The sequence below is a fragment of the Azoarcus sp. KH32C genome (genome assembly GCF_000349945.1).
In the GTDB taxonomy this organism is placed as follows: domain Bacteria; phylum Pseudomonadota; class Gammaproteobacteria; order Burkholderiales; family Rhodocyclaceae; genus Aromatoleum.
In genome coordinates, this window is record NC_020516.1 from 1,090,356 (window position 1) to 1,113,993 (window position 23,638).

General features: G+C 64.9%; 27 protein-coding genes. 9 read left to right on the forward strand and 18 right to left on the reverse strand.

Features of this window, described 5'->3' with window-relative positions; all coding sequences use genetic code 11:
• Positions 1–4: 4 nt before the first annotated feature.
• The 6 genes from AZKH_RS04930 to AZKH_RS04955 are packed head-to-tail and all read right to left on the reverse strand — an operon-like array spanning position 5 to position 3,019.
• Complete coding sequence (locus tag AZKH_RS04930; RefSeq protein WP_015434641.1) at positions 5–1,009, reverse strand: NAD(P)H-dependent glycerol-3-phosphate dehydrogenase; 1,005 nt, start codon at positions 1,007–1,009, stop codon at positions 5–7.
• Positions 997–1,443 carry an SH3 domain-containing protein gene (locus AZKH_RS04935; protein WP_015434642.1) on the reverse strand — a complete coding sequence of 149 codons (447 nt, stop codon included), beginning with the start codon at positions 1,441–1,443 and terminating at the stop codon, positions 997–999. Before AZKH_RS04935 ends, AZKH_RS04930 begins: the two co-directional genes overlap by 13 nt.
• Before the next feature lie 4 nt (positions 1,444–1,447).
• Positions 1,448–1,918: a protein-export chaperone SecB gene (gene secB / locus AZKH_RS04940; protein ID WP_015434643.1), complete on the reverse strand. Its 471-nt coding sequence runs from the start codon at positions 1,916–1,918 to the stop codon at positions 1,448–1,450.
• 50 nt (positions 1,919–1,968) lie between these two features.
• Positions 1,969–2,232: a glutaredoxin 3 gene (gene grxC / locus AZKH_RS04945; RefSeq protein WP_015434644.1), complete on the reverse strand. Its 264-nt coding sequence runs from the start codon at positions 2,230–2,232 to the stop codon at positions 1,969–1,971.
• Between the two features lie 2 nt (positions 2,233–2,234).
• Positions 2,235–2,651, reverse strand: coding sequence for a rhodanese-like domain-containing protein (locus AZKH_RS04950; RefSeq protein ID WP_015434645.1), 417 nt, complete (start codon positions 2,649–2,651; stop codon positions 2,235–2,237).
• Between the two features lie 38 nt (positions 2,652–2,689).
• Positions 2,690–3,019, reverse strand: coding sequence for a helix-turn-helix transcriptional regulator (locus AZKH_RS04955; protein ID WP_015434646.1), 330 nt, complete (start codon positions 3,017–3,019; stop codon positions 2,690–2,692).
• 272 nt (positions 3,020–3,291) lie between these two features.
• Here AZKH_RS04955 and AZKH_RS04960 point away from each other — a divergent pair, with 272 nt between their 5' ends.
• The 4 genes from AZKH_RS04960 to AZKH_RS04975 are packed head-to-tail and all read left to right on the forward strand — an operon-like array spanning position 3,292 to position 7,460.
• Complete coding sequence (locus AZKH_RS04960) at positions 3,292–4,794, forward strand: murein hydrolase activator EnvC (protein ID WP_015434647.1); 1,503 nt, start codon at positions 3,292–3,294, stop codon at positions 4,792–4,794.
• A 44-nt stretch (positions 4,795–4,838) separates the two neighbouring features.
• Entirely contained in the window at positions 4,839–6,218 is a 1,380-nt protein-coding gene (locus AZKH_RS04965) for a S41 family peptidase (RefSeq protein WP_015434648.1), read from the forward strand.
• Positions 6,219–6,241: 23 nt separating this feature from the next.
• Positions 6,242–6,691 (forward strand): hypothetical protein, encoded by a 450-nt coding sequence (locus AZKH_RS04970; RefSeq protein WP_015434649.1) that lies wholly within the window; start codon positions 6,242–6,244, stop codon positions 6,689–6,691.
• Positions 6,692–6,704: 13 nt separating this feature from the next.
• The gene (locus tag AZKH_RS04975) at positions 6,705–7,460 is read left to right on the forward strand and encodes a molybdopterin-synthase adenylyltransferase MoeB (protein WP_015434650.1); all 756 of its coding nucleotides are present in this window, start codon (positions 6,705–6,707) and stop codon (positions 7,458–7,460) included.
• A 27-nt stretch (positions 7,461–7,487) separates the two neighbouring features.
• On the opposite strand, the gene ribD is transcribed toward AZKH_RS04975, so the two are convergent.
• From ribD to AZKH_RS04995, 4 genes are all read right to left on the reverse strand, one after another.
• Complete coding sequence (gene ribD / locus AZKH_RS04980) at positions 7,488–8,582, reverse strand: bifunctional diaminohydroxyphosphoribosylaminopyrimidine deaminase/5-amino-6-(5-phosphoribosylamino)uracil reductase RibD (protein ID WP_041655928.1); 1,095 nt, start codon at positions 8,580–8,582, stop codon at positions 7,488–7,490.
• Positions 8,563–9,072, reverse strand: a complete 510-nt coding sequence (nrdR, locus tag AZKH_RS04985) for a transcriptional regulator NrdR (protein ID WP_015434652.1) — start codon at positions 9,070–9,072, stop codon at positions 8,563–8,565. Before nrdR ends, ribD begins: the two co-directional genes overlap by 20 nt.
• Positions 9,073–9,174: 102 nt before the next feature.
• Positions 9,175–10,425, reverse strand: a complete 1,251-nt coding sequence (glyA, locus tag AZKH_RS04990; protein ID WP_015434653.1) for a serine hydroxymethyltransferase — start codon at positions 10,423–10,425, stop codon at positions 9,175–9,177.
• Between the two features lie 77 nt (positions 10,426–10,502).
• The gene (locus AZKH_RS04995) at positions 10,503–11,141 is read right to left on the reverse strand and encodes a histidine phosphatase family protein (RefSeq protein ID WP_041656901.1); all 639 of its coding nucleotides are present in this window, start codon (positions 11,139–11,141) and stop codon (positions 10,503–10,505) included.
• 211 nt (positions 11,142–11,352) lie between these two features.
• On the opposite strand from AZKH_RS04995, the gene AZKH_RS05000 reads away from it, so the two are divergent.
• Positions 11,353–11,949: a TRAP transporter small permease subunit gene (locus AZKH_RS05000; protein ID WP_015434655.1), complete on the forward strand. Its 597-nt coding sequence runs from the start codon at positions 11,353–11,355 to the stop codon at positions 11,947–11,949.
• Positions 11,942–13,681: a TRAP transporter large permease subunit gene (locus tag AZKH_RS05005; protein WP_015434656.1), complete on the forward strand. Its 1,740-nt coding sequence runs from the start codon at positions 11,942–11,944 to the stop codon at positions 13,679–13,681. Before AZKH_RS05000 ends, AZKH_RS05005 begins: the two co-directional genes overlap by 8 nt.
• A 150-nt stretch (positions 13,682–13,831) precedes the next feature.
• Here AZKH_RS05005 and AZKH_RS05010 read toward each other — a convergent pair whose 3' ends face one another.
• Together AZKH_RS05010 and pmbA are read right to left on the reverse strand one after the other, a co-directional pair.
• Entirely contained in the window at positions 13,832–14,935 is a 1,104-nt protein-coding gene (locus tag AZKH_RS05010; RefSeq protein WP_015434657.1) for a TRAP transporter substrate-binding protein, read from the reverse strand.
• A gap of 124 nt (positions 14,936–15,059) precedes the next feature.
• Positions 15,060–16,400 carry a metalloprotease PmbA gene (gene pmbA / locus AZKH_RS05015; protein WP_015434658.1) on the reverse strand — a complete coding sequence of 447 codons (1,341 nt, stop codon included), beginning with the start codon at positions 16,398–16,400 and terminating at the stop codon, positions 15,060–15,062.
• Positions 16,401–16,461: 61 nt separating this feature from the next.
• Here pmbA and yjgA point away from each other — a divergent pair, with 61 nt between their 5' ends.
• A complete protein-coding gene (yjgA, locus tag AZKH_RS05020; RefSeq protein ID WP_015434659.1) occupies positions 16,462–17,034 on the forward strand; it encodes a ribosome biogenesis factor YjgA in 573 nt (190 codons plus the stop codon).
• 15 nt (positions 17,035–17,049) lie between these two features.
• Positions 17,050–17,640 (forward strand): molybdopterin adenylyltransferase, encoded by a 591-nt coding sequence (mog, locus tag AZKH_RS05025; protein WP_015434660.1) that lies wholly within the window; start codon positions 17,050–17,052, stop codon positions 17,638–17,640.
• A 173-nt stretch (positions 17,641–17,813) separates the two neighbouring features.
• Here the strand turns inward: mog and AZKH_RS05030 are convergent, their stop codons facing one another.
• The 5 genes from AZKH_RS05030 to AZKH_RS05050 all read right to left on the reverse strand — a co-directional run bounded on the left by AZKH_RS05030 (position 17,814) and on the right by AZKH_RS05050 (position 21,254).
• On the reverse strand, positions 17,814–18,503 hold the full coding sequence (locus AZKH_RS05030) for a sulfite oxidase heme-binding subunit YedZ (RefSeq protein ID WP_015434661.1): 690 nt from the start codon (positions 18,501–18,503) through the stop codon (positions 17,814–17,816).
• Positions 18,504–18,520: 17 nt separating this feature from the next.
• Positions 18,521–19,462 (reverse strand): protein-methionine-sulfoxide reductase catalytic subunit MsrP, encoded by a 942-nt coding sequence (msrP, locus tag AZKH_RS05035; protein WP_015434662.1) that lies wholly within the window; start codon positions 19,460–19,462, stop codon positions 18,521–18,523.
• Between the two features lie 92 nt (positions 19,463–19,554).
• The gene (locus AZKH_RS05040) at positions 19,555–20,322 is read right to left on the reverse strand and encodes an anti-sigma factor (RefSeq protein ID WP_015434663.1); all 768 of its coding nucleotides are present in this window, start codon (positions 20,320–20,322) and stop codon (positions 19,555–19,557) included.
• 2 nt (positions 20,323–20,324) lie between these two features.
• Positions 20,325–20,825, reverse strand: coding sequence for a sigma-70 family RNA polymerase sigma factor (locus AZKH_RS05045; protein ID WP_015434664.1), 501 nt, complete (start codon positions 20,823–20,825; stop codon positions 20,325–20,327).
• Between the two features lie 24 nt (positions 20,826–20,849).
• On the reverse strand, positions 20,850–21,254 hold the full coding sequence (locus AZKH_RS05050) for a hypothetical protein (RefSeq protein WP_015434665.1): 405 nt from the start codon (positions 21,252–21,254) through the stop codon (positions 20,850–20,852).
• A gap of 165 nt (positions 21,255–21,419) precedes the next feature.
• On the opposite strand from AZKH_RS05050, the gene aroG reads away from it, so the two are divergent.
• Positions 21,420–22,505, forward strand: coding sequence for a 3-deoxy-7-phosphoheptulonate synthase AroG (gene aroG / locus AZKH_RS05055; protein ID WP_041656905.1), 1,086 nt, complete (start codon positions 21,420–21,422; stop codon positions 22,503–22,505).
• Between the two features lie 51 nt (positions 22,506–22,556).
• Here aroG and AZKH_RS26170 read toward each other — a convergent pair whose 3' ends face one another.
• Positions 22,557–23,636, reverse strand: a complete 1,080-nt coding sequence (locus tag AZKH_RS26170; protein WP_083902994.1) for a cache domain-containing protein — start codon at positions 23,634–23,636, stop codon at positions 22,557–22,559.
• Positions 23,637–23,638 lie beyond the last annotated feature (2 nt).

Below are 23,638 nucleotides of genomic sequence, written 5' to 3' on the forward strand. Positions count from 1 at the left end.
GCGCTTATTCGCGCGTCGGTTCGCGCGACAGCAATTGCTCGACCACTTCACGCGGCCCGAGGCGGTCGTTGTGGAGCAGGGCGTCGACGGCTTCGCACAGCGGCATCGCGACATCGTGGCGCTTTGCCAGCTGCACCACCTCGCGCGCGGTCGGGACCCCCTCGGCGACGTGGCCGAGTTCCGCGAGGATCTCGTGCAGCCGCTTGCCGTGCGCCAGTGCGAGGCCGACGCGGCGGTTGCGCGACAGGTCGCCCGTGCACGTGAGGATCAGGTCGCCCATGCCCGCAAGCCCCATCAGGGTCTCGGCACGGCCCCCGAGTGCGGCCGCAAGGCGCGCGATTTCCGCGAGTCCTCGGGTGATGAGCGCCGCGCGGGCGTTGAGGCCGAAGCCCATGCCGTCGGATACGCCGGCAGCGATCGCGAGGACGTTCTTGATGGCGCCGCCGATTTCCGCCCCGACGACGTCGCCGTTGGCGTAGATGCGCAGACGCGGCTGATGCAGCGCCTGGACCCAGGCGGTGGCGAAGTCGAGCTCCCGCGCTGCCAGCGTGACAGCAGTCGGCATGCCGCGCGCGACTTCCGCGGCGAAGCTCGGTCCGGTCAGCACGCCACAACGGCTGTCGTCACCGAGTTCGTCGGCGACGATTTCGTGCGGTAGCATCCCCGTTCCGGCCTCAAGCCCCTTGCAGGCCCAGATCAAGGGAGTATCCGGCTGGACGCGGCGCAGCTCCGCGACCGTGCTCCGCAAGCCCGCCAGCGGCGTGACGACGAGGTGCAGGTCGGCGCCGCGCGCCGTCGCCTCAAAATCGCTGGTGACGGCCAGGGAATGCGGCAGCGGTACGTCGGGCAGGTAACGGTCGTTGCTGCGGCGCTCGGTCAGGCTGGTGATATGCCCGGCGTCGCGTCCCCATAGCGTGACCTGATGGCGCGGGCTGAAGGCGATGGCCAGCGCTGTCCCCCAGGCTCCGGCACCGAAGACCGCAATGCGCTTCGGGTTCAAAGCCCCCATACCTCGGTGATACGGATGAACCCGGCCGCCCCGTCCTTGTGACGAACCGGCAGCCAGCCATCGGCGGGATTGCCGGTCACGTCAAGCACGACGTCCTTCGCCGCCTCGAAGGCGACCGGCGCGTCGAGGGCGGCGCGCTGGCGCACCGTCCCCTTCTGGCTCGTGACCATGACGGTGCGCTTGTCGGACAGCGCGCGGCGTTCGATCCAGTTGATCGATCCGCCGGCGTCGCGCACCTTGACCCATTTGTCGAGGCTGACGATCACCTCGACCGGGGTGCCGGCCGCGATGATGAATAAACGCTTGCCCTTGTCCGACGGAGCATCGAACAGCACCGACGGTTCGGCAACCGAGCGGTAGTCGATGGCGAAAGCCGCGGTGGCGGGCACGAGGAGGACCGCCGCCGCGGCCAGGGCGCGAACGCTCTTCCGCATGATCTTATTGGATCGGCAGTTCGCCCGCTTCACGTGCCGGGGCTTGCTGCTGCGCCTGGTAGAGGGCCTCGAAGTTGACCGGAGCGAGCACCACGGGCTGGAAGCCGGCACGGGTGACGGCGTCCGAGATCGCTTCGCGGGCATAGGGGAACAGGATGTTCGGGCAACCGATCATCGTGACCGGTTCGAGGTCGCTTTCCGGGATGTTGCGGATCTGGAAGATGCCGGCCTGGGCCACTTCGACCAGGAACACGGTGCGGTCTTCGGCGAGCTTGGCCGAAACCGTGACCGTCAAGGTCACTTCGTAGACGCCGTCGTCGACGCCAGCGGCTTCGCTGCGCAACTGGACGTTGATCTGGGGATTCTCGCGTTCGAGGAAGATGCGCGGCGCATTGGGGACTTCCAGCGACAGATCCTTGACGTAGATCTTTTCGATCGAGAAGACGGGTTGTGCTGCCTGGGTGTTATCGGACATGTTGTGGCCTGGTGATGTGGTGAGGGTTCGAAGGTGGATCGGGGGGGGCGTCAGGACGATTGCAGCAATTCGTCGAGCCGGCCCTGGTGGTCGAGCTCGTAGAGATCGTCGCAGCCGCCGACGTGGGTCTCGCCGATGAAGATCTGCGGAACGGTGCGGCGACCGGTGATGCTCATCATTTCGTCACGACGTGCCGGATCCAGATCCACGCGGATCTTCTCGATCTCGGCGACGCCCTTGCGGCGCAGCAGCTGTTCGGCGCGCACGCAGTACGGGCAAACAGCGGTCGCGTACATGCGGACCTTGGCAGTCATGCTTATTTCCTCTTGCGGCTGACTGGCTGGCCGGCCTTTTCCCATTCCATCAGGCCGCCGCGCAGATTGAAGACCTTCTCGAAGCCGGCTTTGCGCAGCGTGCCTGCGGCTGCCGCCGAGCGCGTGCCGGTCGCGCAGCACAGGATGATGGGTTGATTCCTGAATTTTTCGAGTTCGCCGCTGCGGCGTTCGAACTCGCCAGCCGGAAGGTGGCGAGAATTGGCAATGTGACCCTTGGCATACTCCGCCTGTTCGCGCACATCAACCACGATCGCGTCTTCGCGGTTGATCAGCAGGGTGGCCTCGACCGGGGAAAGCTGTGACTTGTCGGCACTGTTGCGGGCGACGTCGAAGAGCAGCCAGCCGCCGCTAGCGACCGCGAGTGCAGCCCAATACCAGTTCTGCTGCAAAAATTCCAATTGAATGCTCCGTTGATGTTGCGGTGTTGAGTCCGGGTTCAGGTCTTGCTCGCCGGCACGCCGCAGAAGACCTCGCGCATCAGCACGATCAGCTGCAGCGTCCGCTGGTCGCAGACGCGGTAGAAAACCCGGTTTGCATCCTTGCGAGTTTGCAGTACGCCCTTGTCGCGAAGGATCGCCAGGTGTTGCGAGATGTTGCTCTGGGAGGTCCCGACGGCTTCGACGATATCCTGTACGCACACTTCGCTGTCGCCGAGAACGCACAGGATCTTCAGGCGCAAGGGGTGTGCGATGGCCTTCAATGCGCGTGCCGCGGTCTCGATGTGTTCGTGCTTGTCGATGAGATCGATGATGGCGTTGTTATCCACGGCGGGCGGGAAGTGCGGATCAAGTGAGTAGTATAAAATACCGCGGCGCGTTAAAGCGTGCCTTCGGCGCCTTTGTGCGTCGGGGCCGGGATGGTCTGCCCCCATCCCAATCCATGCTTCCTCCCTTGAGCACTCATGCACAGAATCGTTCTGCGTTGTTCCGGCGACTCCCCCTGGAGCCGGGAAAGACTGTTTTCCGGTCCGGCCGCTCTGGATCTCCATCAAATGGGGGGCGGGCGAGGGAAGATCAAGGCTCGAGTGCTGCCCAGGCGATGAAGATTCGTTTCCGCTTTTACAAGGGCTTGCACGCCCTCGCGGCTGCCGTCCTGTTGTCGGGTGCAGTCGCCCACGGTGCCGAAAGCGGCGACGTCGAGCAGAAGCGTTCCGACCTCGAGGAGGTTCGCCGCCGTATCCGTGATCTTCAAAAGGAAATCGCCGATACCGAGGAATCCCGCTCCAGTGCGGCCGGCGAGCTCGCGGAGGCGGAGCGCGCGGTGTCGCGCATGCAACGCGACCTGCAGCAGCTCGGCGACGAGCGGGCCGCGGCGGAAAAGGCGCTCGCGCAGCTCGAAGCCGACCGGTTGGTGGTCGAGCAGCGCGTCAACGGTCGGCAGAAGGAGCTCGCGGAGTGGCTGCGGCGCCACTATGTGCGCGGCGGAGCCGGGAGCGTGGCGCCTTTCCTGTCGACCGGCGATCCGAATCAGCTCGCCCGTGATGCCTACTATCTCGAACAGCTCGGCAAGGCACATCTCGAACTGATCGACACGCTGCGTGCCGATCTGCGTTCGAAGGCCCAGCTCGGGGAGACGATTGCCGCGCGTCGCGACCGCCTTGCGACGCTGGAGACGGAGCAGCGTGCCCGCCGCGACGAACTCGAGGCCGTCAAGGAGAAGCGGCGTCGCGCGGTCGCCGGGCTGGCAGACCAGTTGCGCAGCCAGCGTACCGAAGTGCAGGGATTGCGCCAGGATCAGGAGCGGCTTGGTCAGCTCGTCGCGGTGCTGGCGAAGCGTGCGGCGGAGCGCGAGGCCGCACGCGTGGCCGCTGCTGCTGCGGCGGCGAGGGCCGCGCGTGCCGAAGCGGCACGGCTGGAGGCGGCAAAGGCTGAGGCTGCTCGAGTCGAGGCGGCCAGGGCGGAAGCGGCGAGGCGTGCTGCGTTGCGGGCGAGCCGCACGGAAGTGGCGAAGGTCGAGCCTCCGAAAGCCGAGCCCGTCAGGTCCGAAGCCCCGAAGGTGGAGGCGGCGAAGCCCGAAACGGCGAAAGTCGAGTCCGCGCGGACCGATGCCGCATCCCGCCGCGAGGAGGTGCGTGCGACGGCGCCGCGTGAAGCGGTCGTCGGCGAGGTTCGGCAGGCCGCCGGTCCGACCCCTTCGGGCGTCAGTTTTGCCCAGTTGCGCGGGCGCATGAAGTTTCCTGCGCGTGGAGAACTCGTGGGGCGATTTGGTGCTCCAAGAGCGGAAGGAGGAACGGCGTGGCGCGGAGTGTTCATTCGCGCGGCGGCGGGCGCCGAGGTGCGCGCGGTTGCCTCGGGGGAAGTGGTCTTCTCCGATTGGCTGCGCGGTTATGGCAATCTCATCATTCTCGATCACGGCGGCGACTATCTGACGATCTACGGCAATAATGACGCCTTGTTGAAAGTGGTAGGCGACAACATTGCCGGGGGCGAGACGATCGCGCGCGTCGGCGCCAGCGGAAGCGACGGGCAATCGGGTTTATACTTTGAAGTCCGTTACCGGGGGCAGCCGCTCGATCCTCTGAAGTGGGTGCAGCTCAACTGAACTTTCCGGCGCGGGCCGGGCGAAATTTCCTCGATGGAGTGCTCATGCGCAACAAGCTTCAAAAGGTAGGGTTGATCATGACCGGCGTGTTCGCCGGTGTCCTGATCAGCCTCAATTTCTCCGCCAACGCGGACCGCGTGTCGCAGGCGCAGTTGCCGGTGGAGGAATTGCGCGCGTTCGCCGATGTCTTCAATGCGATCAAGCAGGGATATGTCGAGCCGGTCGAGGACAAGAGCCTGATCAACCATGCCATCAGCGGCATGCTGAGCGGCCTCGACCCGCATTCGGCTTATCTCGATGCCGAGGCCTACAAGGAATTGCAGGTCGGCACGCACGGCGAGTTCGGCGGGCTGGGCATCGAAGTCGGCATGGAAGACGGCTTCGTCAAGGTGATCTCGCCGATCGAGGACACCCCGGCCTTTCGCGCGGGCGTCAAGGCGGGCGACCTGATCGTCAAGCTCGACGAGACGCCGGTCAAGGGCATGAATCTCAATGACGCCGTCAAGCGCATGCGCGGCAAGCCCAAGACCGACATCACGCTGACGATCGCGCGCAAGGGCGAGCAGAAGCCGATCATCGTGAAGCTCACGCGCGAGGTGATCAAGGTCCAGAGCGTCAAGTCCAAGGTCATCGAGCCGGGCTATGGTTACCTCCGCGTGGCCCAGTTCCAGGAGAACACGGCGCAGGCGGTCGTCGAGCAGCTCGGCAAGCTGTCGAAGGGCGGTGACCTGAAGGCGTTGGTGCTGGATCTGCGCAATGACCCGGGCGGCCTGCTGCACGGTGCGGTGGGCGTCGCGGCGGCCTTCCTGCCTCCGAGCACCCTCGTCGTATCGACCGACGGGCGGACCGAGGATGCCAAGCGTGAATACCGCGCTTCGGCCGAAGACTACCTCCGCGGGACGCGTGAGGACTTCCTGAAGAACCTGCCGGCCGACGCACGCAAGGTGCCGATGGTGGTGCTGGTCAATGGCGGCAGCGCATCGGCATCGGAAATCGTCGCCGGCGCGCTCCAGGATCATCATCGTGCCGTCGTGATGGGTACGCAGACCTTCGGCAAGGGCTCGGTGCAGACGATCCTGCCGCTCAACAACAGCACGGCGATCAAGCTGACGACGGCGCGCTACTACACGCCGAGCGGCCGTTCGATCCAGGCCAAGGGCATCGAACCCGATATCGTCGTCGAAGAAACCGCCAACGGTTCCTCGCGTCGCTTGCGTGAAGCCGATCTCGACGGCCATCTGGGCAACGACAAGGATCCCGAAGCCGGCAAGGCGAAGGGCGGGGCGGATGCTTCCAAGCAGCAGCCGACCGATGACGAGGCCTCGTCGCCGCACCGGTTCGAATTTGCGGGCAAGGACGATTACCAACTCGGCCAGGCCCTCAACCTTCTCAAGGGACTGCAGATCGTCCAGAATAAAAAATAATGAGGTGACAAGGGGAGGTCGTGATGCGGCGCGAAACAGCATACAGGCTGGCCGGCAGACATCATGACCACCCCGTCGCCGCAGCCGGGTTGCGCAAGGAACGCGAGATTCGCTTCGCGCCCCGGCCGCCCGGGCAGCTCGAGCGGGCGATCGTGTCGCTCGGCATCCTGAGGGAGTTGCAGGTCGAGCGCACATCAAGGCCTCACGTCCTGCGCGTTTCATATTCCATACTCGACTATTCGCTCGAGACGCTGGAGAACGCGCTTTCCGACGCCGGCTTCCACCTCGAGAATACGCTGTACGCCAAGCTGGTGCGTGCAGTCGTGTACTTCTGCGAGGAAACGCAGCGCCATAATCTCGAATCGCCGGAGCGCCTGATCAAGAAGTCGAACGAGGTCTATATCCAGGCGTACGACCATCACCTGCACGGCGATCACGACGACACCCCACCCGAAATCCGCGATTACAAGTGAAGCCTATCCCCTGATGAATGACGATCAATTGCTGCGCTACAGCCGCCACATCCTCCTCCCGGAAATCGGCGTGGAGGGGCAGGAAGCCATTCTTGCGGGGCGGGTGCTGATCGTCGGAGCGGGCGGGTTAGGCTCTCCCGCGGCGATGTACTTGGCTGCGGCCGGTGTGGGCACACTCGTGCTGTGTGACGGCGATACGGTGGATCTGACGAACCTGCAGCGCCAGATCCTGCACAGCGCCGAAGGCGTCGGTCGGCCGAAGGTCGAGTCCGGGCGGGATACGCTGCTACGGCTCAATCCGCAGACGCGCGTGGAGACGCTCGCGCAGCGTCTCGAAGCCGAGGCGCTGGAGGCGCAAGTGGCCGCCGCCGACGTCGTGCTCGATTGCTCGGACAATTTCGCGACCCGCCATGCGATCAATCGCGCTTGCGTCCGCTTCCGCAAACCACTGGTTTCCGGTGCGGCGATCCGTTTCGACGGTCAGGTCTCGGTATTCGACCTGCGTCAGGCGGACAGTCCCTGTTATCACTGCCTGTTCCCCGAGGGGCTGGACGTCGAGGAGATCCGCTGCGCCGTCATGGGCGTCTTCGCGCCGCTGACCGGCATCATCGGCGCCACCCAGGCTGCCGAAGCGTTGAAGTTGCTGGTGGGATGCGGAACGACCCTGGATGGGCGTCTGTTGCTGCTCGACGGTCTGGCGATGGAATGGCGCAGTGTGACGCTCGGGCGCGATCCGGGCTGCGCCGTGTGCGGCACTCGCGACAACTGACAACTGAGCTGAACTGAGTCGGAATCGTCAGGTTCGGCGCGGGCGCGCGACGAGTCGCAGGTCTTCGCCGATGCGACGCAAGTCGCGGATGTCGAGCCGGACGGCCTGGTCGAGGCGGGTCAGTTCGGTGAGATTGAACAGGCCTTGTGCGGTATCGCCAACCAGCATCGGCGCGAGATAGAGCAGCAGTTCGTCGACGCAGCCTTCGCGCAGCAGCGAGCCATTGAGCCTGAAACCGGCCTCGGCGTGGACCTCGTTGAAGCCCCTGCGGCCAAGTTCCGACATCAGGGCCGGCAAATCGACCTTGCCCTGCGGGTTCGGCAGCATCACGACCTCGACGCCCCGCGCAGCCAGCTCGGCGATCTTCGCCTTGTCGCCGGTGGCGGCGGCGATCAGCGTCGTGCCGCCTTGCAGGATCTTTGCCGACAGCGGGACTTCGAGCCGCGCGTCGACGAGCACCCGCGCGGGCTGGCGCTCACAGGGGATCGCGCGGACCGTGAGTTGCGGATCGTCTTCGCGCACCGTGCCGATGCCCGTCAGGATCGCGCAGGCGCGTGCGCGCCAGCGATGGCCGTCGCGGCGGGCAGCCTCGCCGGTGATCCATTGGCTGACGCCATTGTTCAGCGCCGTCTTGCCGTCTAGCGTGCCGGCGGCCTTGAGCCGCAGCCACGGCCGACCGCGCGTCATGCGGGACACGAAGCCGATATTGAGCTCGCGGGCGTCGTCGGCCATCAGGCCCGCCGTCGCGGGAATGCCCGCCGCGCGCAGGCGCTCGAGGCCTCCACCGGCGACCAGTGGATTCGGGTCTTCCATCGCCGCCACGACCGAGGCGACGCCCGCGGCGATGAGGGCGTCCGCGCAGGGCGGCGTGCGGCCGTGATGGGCACAGGGTTCGAGCGTGACGTAGGCGGTCGCGCCGCGTGCGGCCTCGCCTGCCATGCGCAGGGCCTCGATCTCGGCGTGCGCTTCGCCGGCGCGCCGGTGCCAGCCTTCGCCGACGACTTGGCCGTCGCGCATCAATACGCAGCCGACACGTGGATTGGGGCTGGTGGTGTCGAGGCCGAGCGCTGCGAGTTCGAGGGCGCGCGCCATGGCGCGGTGATCAGTTGCCGAAAAGGTCATTCTCGGAATTCGGAGTGGAGTCGGTCCCGCGGCGCTTCGGCCGCGATTTCACTTCGCGGATGACTTCGGAGAATTCGTCGACATCGGCGAAGTTGCGATAGACCGACGCAAAGCGGATGTAGGCGACCTTGTCGAGCCGCTTGAGTTCGCGCATCACGAGTTCGCCGATTTTTTCGCTGGGCACTTCGGTCTCGCCCATCGACAGCAGCTTTGCCTCGATGCGGTCGATCGAGGCTTCGAGCGCGTCGAGCGACACGGGGCGCTTGCGCAGGGCGAGCTTCATGCTGCTCGAGAGCTTCGCATGATCGAATTCGGTGCGGATGCCGTTGCGCTTGATGATGTGCGGCATCTTCAGGTCGATGCGCTCGTAGGTCGTGAAGCGCTTGTCGCACTTCGCGCAGCGGCGGCGGCGGCGGACGACTTCGCCGTCCTCGTTCTCACGGGTGTCGGTGACCTGGGTGTTCGGGTCGCCGCAGAAGGGGCATTTCATGGTCGCGAGGCCCTGTCGAACTCACGCGGAAAGAAAGCGGGGCGTGCCGCTCTTGGTCGGCACGCCCCGGTCTTCAGCCATCGAAATGTGGCTGGCTGTCACTTACTTGCCGTAGACGGGGTGACGCGCGCACAGCTCGGCAACTTTGCCACGAACGCGTTCGAGAACCGCTGCGTCGTCAGGCGCGTCGAGCACGTCGGCGATCAGGTGTGCGATCTGCTCGGCTTCGATCTCGGTGAAGCCGCGGGTGGTCATCGCCGGCGAGCCGATGCGGATGCCGGAGGTGACGAAGGGCTTTTCCGGGTCCTTCGGGATCGAGTTCTTGTTGACGGTGATGTGGGCAGCGCCGAGCACGGCTTCAGCGGCCTTGCCGGTGATGTTCTTCGAACGCAGGTCGACAAGGAACACGTGGCTTTCGGTGCGGCCGGAGATGATGCGCAGGCCGCGCTCTTCGCCAAGCACGCGCGCCATGACGCGGGCGTTGGCGATGACCTGTTCCTGGTAGTTGCGGAACTGCGGCGTTGCGGCTTCCTTGAACGCCACGGCCTTGCCGGCGATGACGTGCATCAGCGGGCCGCCTTGCAGGCCCGGGAAGATCGCCGAGTTGATGGCCTTCTCGTGCTCGGCCTTCATCAGGATGATGCCGCCGCGGGGGCCGCGCAGCGTCTTGTGCGTGGTCGAGGTGACGACGTCGGCATGCGGCACGGGGTTCGGGTAGTAGCCCGCGGCGATCAGGCCGGCGTAGTGGGCCATGTCGACCCAGAAAATCGCGCCGATTTCCTTCGCGATCTTCGCGAAGCGTTCGAAGTCGATGCGCAGCGAGTAAGCGGAAGCGCCGGCGATGATGATGCGCGGCTTGTGCTCGCGCGCGAGGCGCTCCATCTGCTCGTAGTCGATCTCTTCCTTGTCGTTCAGGCCGTAGGCGACGACGTTGAACCACTTGCCGGACATGTTGAGCGGCATGCCGTGGGTCAGGTGACCGCCTTCGGCGAGGCTCATGCCCATGATCGTGTCGCCGGGCTTGGCGAAGGCCATCAGCACGGCCTGGTTGGCCTGCGAGCCGGAGTTCGGCTGCACATTCGCGGCGTCGGCACCGAAGAGTTTCTTCAGGCGGTCGATGGCGATCTGCTCGACGACGTCGACATGCTCGCAGCCGCCGTAGTAGCGCTTGCCGGGATAGCCTTCGGCGTACTTGTTGGTGAGCTGCGAACCCTGCGCTTCCATCACGGCGTGGGAAACGTAGTTTTCCGACGCGATCAGTTCGATGTGATCTTCCTGACGGCGATTTTCAGCTTGAATGGCGGCCGAAACTTCGGGATCGACCTTGGCGAGGGTGTCTTGCGCAGAGAACATGAAAACAGTCTCGATGGGGTGGGTTCAAAGGCGAATATTAACATGCACCGCCAGTCGGCATGCCAATCCGCCGTCGGTCAGGCGTTCGGAAGCTCGTCGCGGGTGGCTTCGAGGTGGCGTTGGTCGGCCCAGCTGATGAGCTGCCAGTGCGATCCGTCGTACTCGATCCAGTTGAGCGCGGCATTCGGGATCGTGAAGTCGCGCGGGGTGTCGAGCGGCTTGCCGGATGCCAGGCGGTGCACGATGTCGAGCACGCCGCCATGGGTGACGATCAGCGCCTGCTCGCCGCGATGCCTGGCGGCTACCTGGGCGAGGACGTCGGCGATGCGTTGTGCGAAGCCGGCGAGGCTTTCGCCGCCGCCGGGAAAGGTGAATTCCGGGTCACGCTGCTTGAAGCGGCGGTAGTCCTCGGGGAAACGGGCTTCGGCTTCGGCGTAAGTGAGCCCCTGGAAGTGGCCGTAATGACGTTCGCGCAGGTGGGGCTGGTATTCGATCCTGCTCTTGCGTTGACGGGCGATCGCCGCGGCGGTCTGCTTGGCGCGTTGCAGGTCGCTGCAATACACCGCCGCGAAGTGCTCCGTCGCGAGGCTGGCGGCGGTCGCAAGCGCCTGCGCTTCGCCGGTCGGGTTCAGGGGGATGTCGAGGTGGCCTTGCAGGCGTTGTTCGGTGTTCCAGGCGGTTTCCCCGTGTCGGACGAGGCAAAGGCGAGTCTTCATGACGTGCTGTTCCGGCAGAATGATCATGCGCTATTGTTGTGCGTGCATTGCGGCCGTAGAGGGCCGCTGGCAATGCTCCGGTGGAGGGGCTCTCCTAGCGTTTCCCCTGATTTACGCCGGCAGGGTGTCAGGGATAATTTCACGCTAAGAAAATGCGTCCTGAGCCAGCAGGGGCGCAGACATCAATTCTAGACTGCAAGGGAGGAGACGGGTGTCATCATTAATCAAGCTGTCGAATCTGATCGACGCGCTGAACGAGCGGATCGGCCGGAGCGCGATCTGGCTGGTTCTGATCGCGGTCCTGATCAGTGCCATCAATGCGGTCGTTCGCAAGGCGTTCAACGTCAGTTCGAACGCATTCCTTGAAATCCAGTGGTATCTGTTTTCCGGTGTTTTCCTGCTCGGCGCGGCTTACACCTTGCGACACAACGAGCACGTGCGCATCGACGTGCTCTCGGGGCGGTTTTCGAAGCGCACGCAGCACAAGATCGAGATTTTCGGCACGCTGTTCTTCCTGCTGCCGTTGTGCGGGATGATGGTCTGGCTGTCGGTGCCGTGGTTCATGCGTTCATTCGCCTCGGGCGAGGTGTCGGCCAACGCCGGTGGCCTGACCTTGTGGCCCGCCAAGCTGCTCGTGCCGGTCGGCTTTATCCTGCTGGGCCTGCAAGGGCTTTCCGAGTTGATCAAGCGCATCGCCGTCCTCCAGGGCCTGATCCCGGATCCGACCGAGCGGCATGACTTGCCGACTGCAGAGGAAAATCTGATCGAAGAGCTCCGCAAGGCGCAGGAGGCGAAGAATAATGCTTGAATTTTTCGCCCATAACATGGCGCCGATCATCTTCGGCGCCATGGTCATCTTCCTGTTGCTCGGCTATCCGGTGGCCTTTGCGCTGGCGGCCAACGGCATTGTCTTCGGTCTGGTCGGCATCGAACTGGGTTTGCTCCAGTCGGAATTGTTCCGTGCAATGCCGGAACGGATCTTCGGGGTGATGAGCAATGACACCTTGCTTGCGATCCCGTTCTTCACCTTCATGGGATTGATACTTGAGCGATCCGGTATGGCCGAGGATCTGCTCGAAACGATCGGACAGCTTTTCGGCCCGATTCGCGGTGGTCTCGCCTTCGCGGTGATCTTCGTCGGCGCACTGCTGGCGGCGACCACCGGCGTCGTTGCGGCGTCGGTGATCTCGATGGGCCTGATCTCGCTGCCCATCATGTTGCGCTACGGCTACGACCGGCGTCTGGCGTCGGGTGTGATCGCGGCTTCGGGGACGCTGGCGCAGATCATCCCGCCGTCGCTGGTGCTGATCATCATGGCCGACCAGCTTGGGCGCTCCGTCGGTGACATGTACAAGGGGGCGTTCATTCCGGGTTTCGTGTTGACCGGGCTGTATGTCGGCTTCGTGATCCTCGTCACCATCTTCCGCCCGACGCGGGCGCCAGCGCTGCCGCCTGAGGCACGTATCTTTCGCGAGCCGAATGGCAAGGGCGGTGGCGCGTCCTTGCTGGTGCTTACGATTCTGTCGGTGATTGCGGCAGTGGCGTTTGCTCGGACCCGTCCGGACGACACGCCGACCGACGAGTTGATCGTGGTGTGCATGCTGGTGGGCATTGGCGTGGCCTTCGTCGCCGCCGTGGCCAACAAGGTGCTCAAACTCGGCCTGCTGTCACGGCTTGCGGAGCGCGTCACGTTCGTGCTGATCCCGCCGCTCGCGTTGATCTTCCTGGTGTTGGGCACGATCTTCCTCGGCATCGCGACGCCGACCGAAGGCGGTGCGATGGGGGCGACCGGCGCGCTGATCATGGCGGTCTCGCGGGGCAAGTTGTCGCGGAATCTGATGGAACAGGCGATGAACTCGACGTTGAAGCTGACGTCCTTCGTCGTGTTCATCCTAGTCGGTGCACGGGTATTCAGCCTGACCTTCTATGGCGTCGATGGCCATCGCTGGGTCGAGGAGCTGTTGCTGAATCTGCCGGGTGGGCAGGTGGGTTTTCTGATCGTGGTGAACATCATGATCTTCTTCCTCGCCTTCTTCCTCGACTTCTTCGAGCTGTCCTTCATCGTCGTGCCGCTGCTCGGGCCGGTCGCGGAAAAGCTCGGGATCGATCTGATCTGGTTCGGCGTGCTGCTGGGCGTGAACATGCAGACGTCCTTCATGCACCCGCCGTTCGGCTTTGCGCTGTTCTACCTGCGCAGTGTTGCGCCGGCACGGGAGTTCCTGGACAAGGTCACGGGCAAACTGACGGCGCCGATCACGACGATGCAGATCTACTGGGGGGCCGTGCCTTTCGTGCTGATCCAGGTCATCATGGTGGCGCTGGTGATCCTGTTCCCGAAGCTGGTCACGATGGGCCTTGGCGAGGAGGTGAAGGTTAACGTCGAGGACATCCAGATCGAGGTGCCCGCGGATTCGTCCATGCCCGAGGAGCCGGTGATCATCGACGGCGGCGAAGGTGCGAAGGGAGGTGAGGCGCCGCCTGCTGGCGAGGATGACGCCACGAAGGCGCTCGAGAAGGCGTTAAAGGAGCAGCAGAAGTAGGCTGCATCTGGTTCGACGCGACAAGAAGCCCGCACTGGTCGCGGGCTTTTTTTCGGCTCCTGTCCCCCGGAAGCCTGGAAGGTTCTGAGCCATAAAAAAATCCCTGCGTGCCTTGTGGGCGACGCAGGGATTGTCAGGGGCCGCGAAGGCTTACTTCTTCGCCGTGGCGGCGCGTGCGGCCTGCATGAAGTTGTCGAAGCGGTTTTCGGCCACTGCGAACCACTGCAGCTGGTCGTCCCGGAATTTCTTGAACGCGTCGTAAATCTTCTTGAACTTCGGGTTCTTCGCCGCGGTTTCCTCGTAGAGTTCGTTGGCGGCCTTGTAGCAGGCGGCCATGACGTCGTTCGGGAAGGGGCGCAGCTGGGTGCCGGAGCCGACGAGTTGCTTCAGCGCGGTCGGGTTCTTCGCGTCGTAACGTGCCTGCATCTCGGTGTGGGCGAAGGCGCAGGCATCCTCGAGGATGGTCTGATATTCCTTCGGCAGGCTGGCCCACTGCTTGTCGTTCACATAGACGCTCAGTTGCGGACCGCCTTCCCACCAGCCCGGGTAGTAGTAGTACTTGGCGACCTTGTTGAAGCCGAGCTTCTGGTCGTCGTACGGGCCGACCCATTCGGCGGCGTCGATGGTGCCCTTTTCGAGCGCGGGGTAGATGTCGCCGCCGGGAATCTGCTGCGGCACGACGCCGACTTTGGCGAGCACCTGGCCGGCAAAGCCGCCGACGCGGAACTTGAGGCCTTCGAGATCCTTGACGGTCTTGATCTCCTTGCGGAACCAGCCGCCCATCTGGGCGCCCGTGTTGCCGCAGGGGATGTTGTAGATGTTGTATTCCTTGAAGAACTCGCGCAGCAGTTGGAGCCCGCCGCCGTCATACATCCAGGCGGTTTGCTGGCGGCTATTGAGACCGAAGGGGATCGAGGTGTCAAACGCGAAGGTGGGGTCCTTGCCGACGAAGTAGTAGGACGCCGAGTGGCCGATTTCGACCGTGCCGTCCTTCACTGCATCGAGGACGCCCGGTCCGGGGACGAGTTCGCCGGCAGCGAAGATCTGGATCTGGAACTTGCCGCCGGTGGCGTCGGAGACGCGCTTTGCAACGACTTCAGCTGCACCGTAGATGGTGTCCAGGCTCTTCGGGAAGCTCGATGCGAGCCGCCACTTGATCGCCGGCAGTTCGGCCGCACGGGCCGACGTGGCGGCCAGACCTGCGCCGGCGGCGAGACCGACACCGGCTCTTCTCAGAAACGAACGACGCTCCATACTCTCCTCCTCGTTTGGTTTGACGGATTTATTCACAAGGCCGCGGAACGATAGCCGAGCGCAAGCACGACGAGCTATTGGGGTTTTCCCATCGTGCCGATCTTGTCGTGGAGCGCGTCCAGCTTCAGTTTCCGGCGATCTTCATGCGTTCGATCAGGAGCGAACCGCAGTGCTTGGCGCCGCGCGGCAGGGCGTCGTTGCCGATCGCGACGATGCCGCGGAACATGTCGCGCAGATTGCCCGCGATGGTGATTTCCTCGACGGGGTGCTTGATCTTCCCCTTTTCGACCCAGAAGCCTGCGGCGCCGCGCGAGTAGTCGCCGGTGACGTAATTGACGCCGTGGCCGAGGAGCTCGGTCACGACGAGACCGCGCTCCATGTGTTTGACGAGCGCGGCGAAGTCCATGTCGCCGCTGCGCACGATCAGGTTGTGCGATCCGCCGGCGTTGCCGGTGGTCTGAAGGCCGAGCTTGCGGGCGGAGTAGGTGGAGAGGAAGTAGCCCCGCAGGATGCCATCGACGACGACGTCCCGGTCGTGCGTGGCGACGCCGTCGCTGTCGAAGGGGCTTGATCCGAACGCCTTCGGCACGTGCGGACGTTCCGAGATATTGACGATCGGCGAGAACACCGGCTGGCCGAGGCTATCGAGGAGGAAGGAGGACTTGCGGTACAGCGAGCCGCCGCTCGTGGCGTGGACGAAATTGCCGATGAGGGCGACGGCGAGGGGGGCTTCGAAGAGCACCGGGGCTTCGCAGGTCTTGATCTTGCGTGCGCCCAGGCGGGCCAGCGCCCGTTCGGCCGCACGCTGGCCGACGGCATCGGCAGCCATCAGTTCGGACGCGTCGCGACGGCTGTCGTACCAGTATTCGCGCTGCATGCCGTCGCCTTCACCCGCGATCACCGAGCATGAGACGCTGTGGCGCGAGCTGGCGTAGCCGCCCATGAAGCCGGCGCTGTTGGCGGAGACGAAGTGCGACTCCTGCGTGGAGACGCTCGCGCCTTCAGAGTTGGTGATCTTGGGGCTGACGGCGAAGGCGGCTTCCTCGCACCGGCGGGCGGTGATGATGGAGTCTTCGACGCTCGGGCGCCAAGGGTGGTAGAGGTCGAGGTCCGGGCAGTCGCGTGCCATCAGCGCGGCGTCCGCGAGTCCGGCGCAGGGGTCGGGTGCGGTGAAGCGAGCGATCGACAGGGCCGCGTCGACGGTCGCTTCGAGCGCATCGCGGGTGAAATCGGAGGTGCTGGCGTGGCCGCGCTGCTGGCCCAGATAGACGGTGACGCCGATGCCCTTGTCGCGGTTGTATTCGATGGTGTCGACTTCGCCCTTGCGCACCGTCGCGGAGTGGCCGAAGCCCTCGGAGACGTCGGTTTCGCACGCGGTCGCGCCGCGCTTCCGGGCGTAATCGAGAATGTTGCCGGCCATTTCCTGAAGCTGGCTGGCGGAGAAGGAGAAGCCTTGATCGGACATGGGCGGGAGACCGGTTAGCAAAGGCTATAATCTTACCCCGTTCCTTCCGACTGTACTTTTGATGATCCACGACGACCATGACAAAACGTATCCGGGCGATGACGCCGGTACGGAGCCGCCCAGCAAGAGCCAGCGCAAGCGCGACATGCATGCGCTGCAGGATCTGGGCGAACAGCTGGTGGCCTTGTCGCTGGACCAGCTGAAGAAGGTGCCGATGCCGGAGTCGCTCGCCGACGCGGTGCGCGAGGCCAAGCGCATGACGAAGCATGAGGCGCGGCGGCGGCAGATGCAGTATGTCGGCAAGCTGATGCGCACCGTCGATCCGGAGCCGATCATCGCCCAGTTGGAGGTCTTCAACGGGGTGTCGAAGGCGGAGATCGCACGCCAGCATCGCCTCGAGAAGTTGCGTGCGGACCTGATCGAGGACGAGAAGACGCTGCAGGCAATCGGCGAGCTGTGGCCGGGGGCCGATTTCCAGCAGTTGCGCACACTGCGGCGCAATGCGCTGAAGGAGCGCGAGCTGAACAAGCCGCCGCGCGCGTTCCGCGAGATTTTCCGTGTGCTGCGCGATCTGGATGCCGGGGCTGCCGGCGGGCCGGATGCGGGCGACGTGGACGACGAATCCGAAGACTGAGTGACAGGAAAGCTCATGAGCGACGAAATCACCATTGGCCTCGTTTCGATCAGCGATCGTGCTTCGGACGGCACGTATGAAGATCAGGGGATTCCTGCTCTGCGTGACTGGTTGGGGCGCGCGCTGACGACGCCATGGAAGGCTGAGACGCGCTTGATTCCGGATGAGCGCCCGTTGATCGAGCGGACGCTGATGGATCTGGCCGATACGGCCGGTTGTTCGCTGATCCTGACGACCGGCGGCACGGGGCCGGCGCCCCGCGATGTGACGCCGGAGGCGACGCTGGCGGTGGGCGAGAAGGAGATGCCGGGCTTTGGCGAGGAGATGCGCCGGATCAGCCTGAATTTCGTGCCGACGGCGATTTTGTCGCGGCAGGTGGCGGTGATCCGCGGCAAGTGCCTGATCGTGAATCTGCCGGGGCAGCCGAAGTCGATTCGCGAGACGCTGGAAGGCTTGCGTGCGCCGGATGGTTCTGTGAGCCATGTCGGCATCTTTGCTGCGATTCCTTATTGCATCGATCTCATTGGTGGGCCTTATATCGAGACCGATGAGACGGTGATCAAGGCTTTCCGGCCGAAGAACGCGATTCGGGCGAAGCAGGGCTGATCGTTTCGCGGTGGCGTGAGGGGCTTCGAACCGCCTCCGCCGTGCCGCATTTCGCGCTTCGTTGGCGCAAGCGGACGCCTCAGCACGAAACACGGCACGGCGGAGGCTAGGGCTTCCTGGATTATTTGCTTCGCGACGTCGACGGCGTCCCTGTCGCTGGTTTTCTGCGTATGTCAGGTTTGTCGCGGCGCTCTGACCGCCAGCGGGATGACCTTGCCGCGTAGCGGGGGTGGGGGCACTGCTGCGGCGAGTTGTCGTCGGCGTTCCAGTTCGCGCCACCATCCGCGCATCCCTAGCAAGGCTGCAAGCAGGATGGCGTAGATCGCCGGTTTCAGGATGTCGGCCTTCACGAGCCACCAGTAATGGATGACGGCGAGGATGCCGATCGCGTACACCGAGCGATGCAGGGACTGCCAGCGGCGTCCGCCGAGCCGCCGGATCATGTAGTTGCTCGACGTGAGGGCGAGCGGTACGAGGAGCACGAAGGCCGAGAAGCCGACGGTGATGAAGGGGCGTTTCAGGATGTCCTTCGCGATGCCGTGCAGGTCGAAGAACTGGTCGAGCCAGAAATAGGTCGTCGCGTGCAGGCAGGCGTAGAAGAAGGTGAAGAGGCCAAGCATTCTGCGCAGACGCAGCAGCCAGGGGAGTCCACAGAAGCGGCGCAGCGGGGTCACGGCGAGCGTGATCAGCAGGAAGCGCAGCGTCCATTCGCCGCTCGCGCGCGTGATGGTTTCGATCGGGTTGGCGCCCAGCGCGTCGTCGAGCCCGCGCTGGATGTAGACGGCGAGCGGCATCAGGCACAGTGCGAACAGCAGGGCCTTGATGGCGGCGATTTGCGTCGCGGTCGGGGTGCGGAAGTTCATGTCGGGCAAGGGGCGGGTCAGAAGTTGCGGCGCAGGTCCATGCCCTGGTAGAGGCTCGCGACCTGGTCGGCGTAGCCGTTGAACGTCAGGGTCGGGCGTTTGCGGAATTCGCCGATGCGGCGCTCGCTCGCCTGGCTCCAGCGCGGGTGGTCGACCTGCGGATTGACGTTCGAGTAGAAGCCGTATTCGCTGGGGGCCGCCTTGTTCCACGCGGTCGGAGGCTCTTTCTCGACGAGGCGGATGGCGACAATCGATTTCGCGCTCTTGAAGCCGTACTTCCACGGGATGACGACGCGCACCGGCGCGCCGTTCTGGTTCGGCAGGACTTCGCCGTACAGGCCGAGCGTGAGGAGCGTGAGCGGATGCATCGCTTCGTCCAGGCGCAGGCCTTCCGTATAGGGCCAGTCGAGCACCGGGCGGCGCAACATGATCTTCGGATCGTAGTGGCTGACAAACTGGACATATTTCGCGCTGCCTTGCGGTTCGACCTGCTTGAGGAGTGCCGAGAGCGAGAATCCGAGCCAGGGGATGACCATCGACCAGGCTTCGACGCATCTCAGCCGGTAGATGCGTTCTTCGAGTGGCGCGAGCTTGAGCAGATCGTCGATGTCGAAGGTGCGCGGTTTGCCGACGAGGCCTTCGACCCGCACGGTCCAGGGGCGCACCTGAAGCTTTCCGGCGTTCTCGGCGGGGTCTTCCTTTTCGGTGCCGAATTCGTAGTAGTTGTTGTAGGTCGTCACCGACTTGTAGGGCGTCTGCGCTTCGTCGGTGCTCAGTGGCGAACGGCCGAGCGGGCCGAGCTTGGTCGCGGCGCGGGCCGAGGGAACGACGCCCATCCACGTTGCTGTACCGGCGGCGAGCGTTAGGCCGGCCGCTTGCAGGAAGCGGCGCCGGTTGTCGAAGAGGTCTCGCGACGTGATTTCCGAGGGGGCGATGTCGTTGGGGAGCAGGATCAGCATGGGGAGTGTTTCGGGTGCAGGCCTTATCGTTTTGGATTCGGCAAGGGGGTGGACCGGAAGTTCCGCGGTCCGGGGCCCGCTGGGATCGGAGATCAGGGCGTGATCTGGTGATGCACCGCGTTTGCGAGCGGCAATAGCGTCTCGCGCTTGAACTGTCCGGACAGCGCGTAGGCGAAGCGACCGTCGGCCCAGTAGAAGACGCCGACCTCGCCTTCCTGCGCGTAGCGGAAGGCGGTGATGTCCGGGCCGTCGTCGCGGATGCTGACGTAGAGCGTCAGTCGTCGTCCGCCGTCGTCTTCGTACATGAATTGGGCGCTGGGGCCCGTCGTGTCGGGGAGCAGGCGTCCGCCGAGCAGGGCGAAACCATCGCCCGAAAGATCAGGCACGTGCACCGGGGCGCCGAGCCGCTTCGAGAGCCAGGCGACGAGGTGCTGCTGCTGGTCGGCGCCCACTTCGACGGGGTGGCGCACTTCCGGGGAATACACGGCGTGGGCGACTGCGGCGGTGCGCGGCAGAACGGCGAGCGGGTCCGTGGGGGGCGACGCTTCGCGGCCGAGCCGGTAGCCCAGTCCGGTGCCCACCAGGGTGCCGACGATGACCCAGGCGGCGATTGCCGCCATGCGCAGCATCGGCGGCCGCTCTTTGCGCTCGACCACGGCACGCAGCCGCGCGGGAATGGGCTCGTCGAGGATGGGGTCGAAAGCGGCGTGCAGCCGTTCGCTGTCGCGGCGCCAGGCGGCGATGCGTTCGGCGCGCGCCGGATCTTCCGCGAGCCAGGCCTCGACTTCCGCACGTCGCGCCGCATCGAGTCGGCCATCGGCCCAAGCGTGCAGGTCGTCTTCGCAAATCGGGCGTCGCATCGCTATTTCACCACCTTCAGATAGTCCGGCGCCGCCTGTCCGTCGAGTACTTGGCGCAGGCGTTCGCGGGCCCGCGACAGGCGCGACATCACGGTGCCGACCGGCGTGCCGAGGACTTTCGCCGTCTCCTCGTAGCTGAGGTCCTCCAGCGCGACGAGGAGCAGGACTTCGCGGTGCTCGACTGACAGTTGCTGCAAGGCCCGTTCGAGGTCGCGCATCTCGATGCCGTCAAGTTGGCGCCCGCGGACGGCGACTTCGGGAAGATCCTCCGGTGCCCGGTAATCGAGCGCGGCGCCGGCATGGTACTGATTGACGAAGACGTTGTGCATCATCGTCAGCAGCCATGCGCGGAGGTTGCCGGGCCGCCACAGCCGCCCCTTGACCAGGGCGCGCTCGAGCGTGTCCTGGACGAGATCGTCGGCGCGCGCGGCATCGCCCGTGAGGGCGCGGGCGTAGCGGCGCAGGCGTGGAATCTCGGCCAGCAGGGCGTCGCGCGGGATCATCGTGCGTAGCTAGGGCGGTCGGGGTCAGGGCTTCGCAGTGTGCCAGACGCCGTTCACGCCTTCACCTGTCGCGTCGCCCGGCTTGCTGTCCTTCGCCCAGAGGTATAGCGGCTTGCCCTTGTAGGCCCACTGCCGACCGCCGTCGTCGCGCGTGACGATCGCCCACTCGCCGCCGGCCTTGTCGGTGGCGGTGGCCATCAGCGGCGGCCAATTCGTCGCGCAGGGCCCGTTGCAGGTGCTCTTCGTCGCGTTGGCGGGGTCGCGGTCCAGGGTGTAGAGCGTCATCCCGGAGGCGTTGGCGAGCACGCCCCCGCGCGGCGCAGCCGGTGCTGCCGCCTGCGTCGAAGAGCTTCCGTAGCCCTGCATGCCGCCGCAGGCGCCGAGCAGGACGGTAAGTACGGGGAGGGCGACTTTGACGAGAGTGTTCATGGTTCGACTCCTTGGGGGGAAGGTAATGCATGAACAGCGCGGACATCCCGATTATTCCCGAGTCAGCGTCGCCGGAAGGATTCGTCGGTGGTCAAGGCCGCGGCCGAGGCCGAACTTCGGCTAGAATCGAAGACCCGCCAACGTACCCGACCAGAGTTTTCCGACATGTCTGCCTCAATGAAGATCCATATCGACGACGTCCGCATCCAGGAAATCAAGGAACTCGTGCCGCCGGCGCACGTGCTGCGCGAATTCCCCGCTACGGCCCGTGCTGCGGAAGTCGCTTTCGAGACGCGGCAGGCAATCCATCGCATTTTGTACGGCGCCGACGACCGGCTGCTGGTCGTGATCGGGCCGTGCTCGATCCACGATCCCGAGGCGGCGCTCGAATATGCGCGCAAGCTGACCGCCGAGGCCGAGCGTTTCCGTGACGATCTGCTGGTCGTGATGCGGGTCTATTTCGAGAAGCCGCGCACGACCGTGGGCTGGAAAGGGCTCATCAACGACCCCTACCTCGACAACAGCTTCCGCATCAACGAAGGCGTGCGCCTCGCGCGCAAGCTGCTGTGGGAAATCAATGAGATGGGGCTGCCCGCGGCAACCGAGTTCCTCGACATGATCACGCCGCAGTACATCGCGGACCTCATTTCCTGGGGCGCGATCGGGGCGCGGACGACCGAGAGCCAGGTCCATCGCGAGCTCGCGTCGGGACTGTCCTGTCCGGTGGGCTTCAAGAACGGGACGGATGGCAACATGCGGATCGCGGTCGACGCCATCAAGGCGGCGCAGTCGCCGCACCATTTCCTGTCGGTGACCAAGGCCGGGCACTCGGCGATCGTGTCGACGCGCGGCAACGAGGATTGCCACGTGATCCTGCGCGGCGGCAAGGTGCCGAACTACGATGCGGCGAGCGTCGACGCAGCGTGCAAGGAACTGGCGGCGTCCGGCGTGCCGGGCAAGGTCATGATCGATTTCTCGCACGCCAACAGCCGCAAGCAGCACCGCCTGCAGATCGACGTTGCGCGGGACGTCGGGCAGCAGGTCGGCGGCGGCGACGACCGCATCTTCGGCGTGATGGTCGAGTCGCACCTCAAGGAAGGGCGCCAGGACCTGGTGCCGGGCCGCGAGCTCGAATACGGCAAAAGCATCACGGACGCCTGTATCGGCTGGGAAGACAGCGTGGGCGTGCTCGAAACGCTGGCCGAAGGGGTGCGCCAGCGGCGCGTTGCGAGGGCGACGAGCTACGAATGATCCGCTGAAACGCAGCCGCGGCGCCTGAGGGCTCGGCGGCTGCAATGCGCGTCAGGTGCCGGCTTGACGCGCCTCTTCCTCTGTTTCGGCGACGGCATTCTGTTCGGCGCAGATGCGGGCGAGAGCACGATTGGTGATCAGCAGGACTGCGGTGCCGAACACCAGTGCCGCTCCGATGATGATCGCGAGAAAGCGCTGCTGACGGGTTTCCATGGCCGTCAGGTCGTGTGCCATGAGCACGAGTCCGAGTGTGCGGCCGGAGGCGTCGGTCAGCGGGCGGGAGCTGAATTCGATTGAGCGCCCGGCGCTGCGCGCGCGATATCGACCCTCCAGCGCTGCGCCTCCGCTCTGGAACCCGGGGTGGGCGGCGAGTAGCACGTCGTTCGCATTGCGCGTGCGACCGGCGACGACCTTGTCGGGGATCAGGTCCCAGTCCTTGAGGTGCCCGATCATGTCCATGCCTTCCTCCCACTGGGCCCGGTTGAGGAAACGCTTGTCGACGAGCAGGAACAGATCGACGCCCGTGAGCTCATGCAGTTGCGCGAGCGTGCGATCGATCTCCATACCGAGCTCGATGTAGCCGATCCGGTTGCCGACCTGATCGAGCCAAGGTTCCACGACGCGTAGCGTGAAGACGCCTTTTTGTCCGAGTTCGAGCCCGGCCGCCACCTTTCCGCTTTGCTCGGCCTGCAGCAGCGTGGTCCGGTCGATCTGGTCGCCGAAGCTTTCCGGGCGCTGCACCCGCAGGAACATCTTCCGGTTCTTGTCGATGAAATAGAAATGCGTGATACCGTGATCTCGGCGCAAGACTTCGAAGAGTTCGCCGGTGGCGTTGCGCAGTCCTTCCCGTTCGCCGTTCAGGAAGAAGTTGCGCAGATAGGCGTTCCGGATGATGGGCTTGAGCGTCGCTCCGAGCTTGTCCGAATCCCGGCTGATCGCCAGGCCGAAGGCGTCGCGCACCGCAGCGACGTTGCGCTCGCGCTCGGTCTCGAGCGCCTGGTTCTCGCGGAAGTATTCGGCGATCACGACCGTCGTCATCAGGATGGCGATCGCAATCGTCAGCGGCAGCAGCAGTGCCCGCTGGTAATGGGTACTACGCTGCCGCATCGTCGGGGGGCTCGGCTCGGACATGC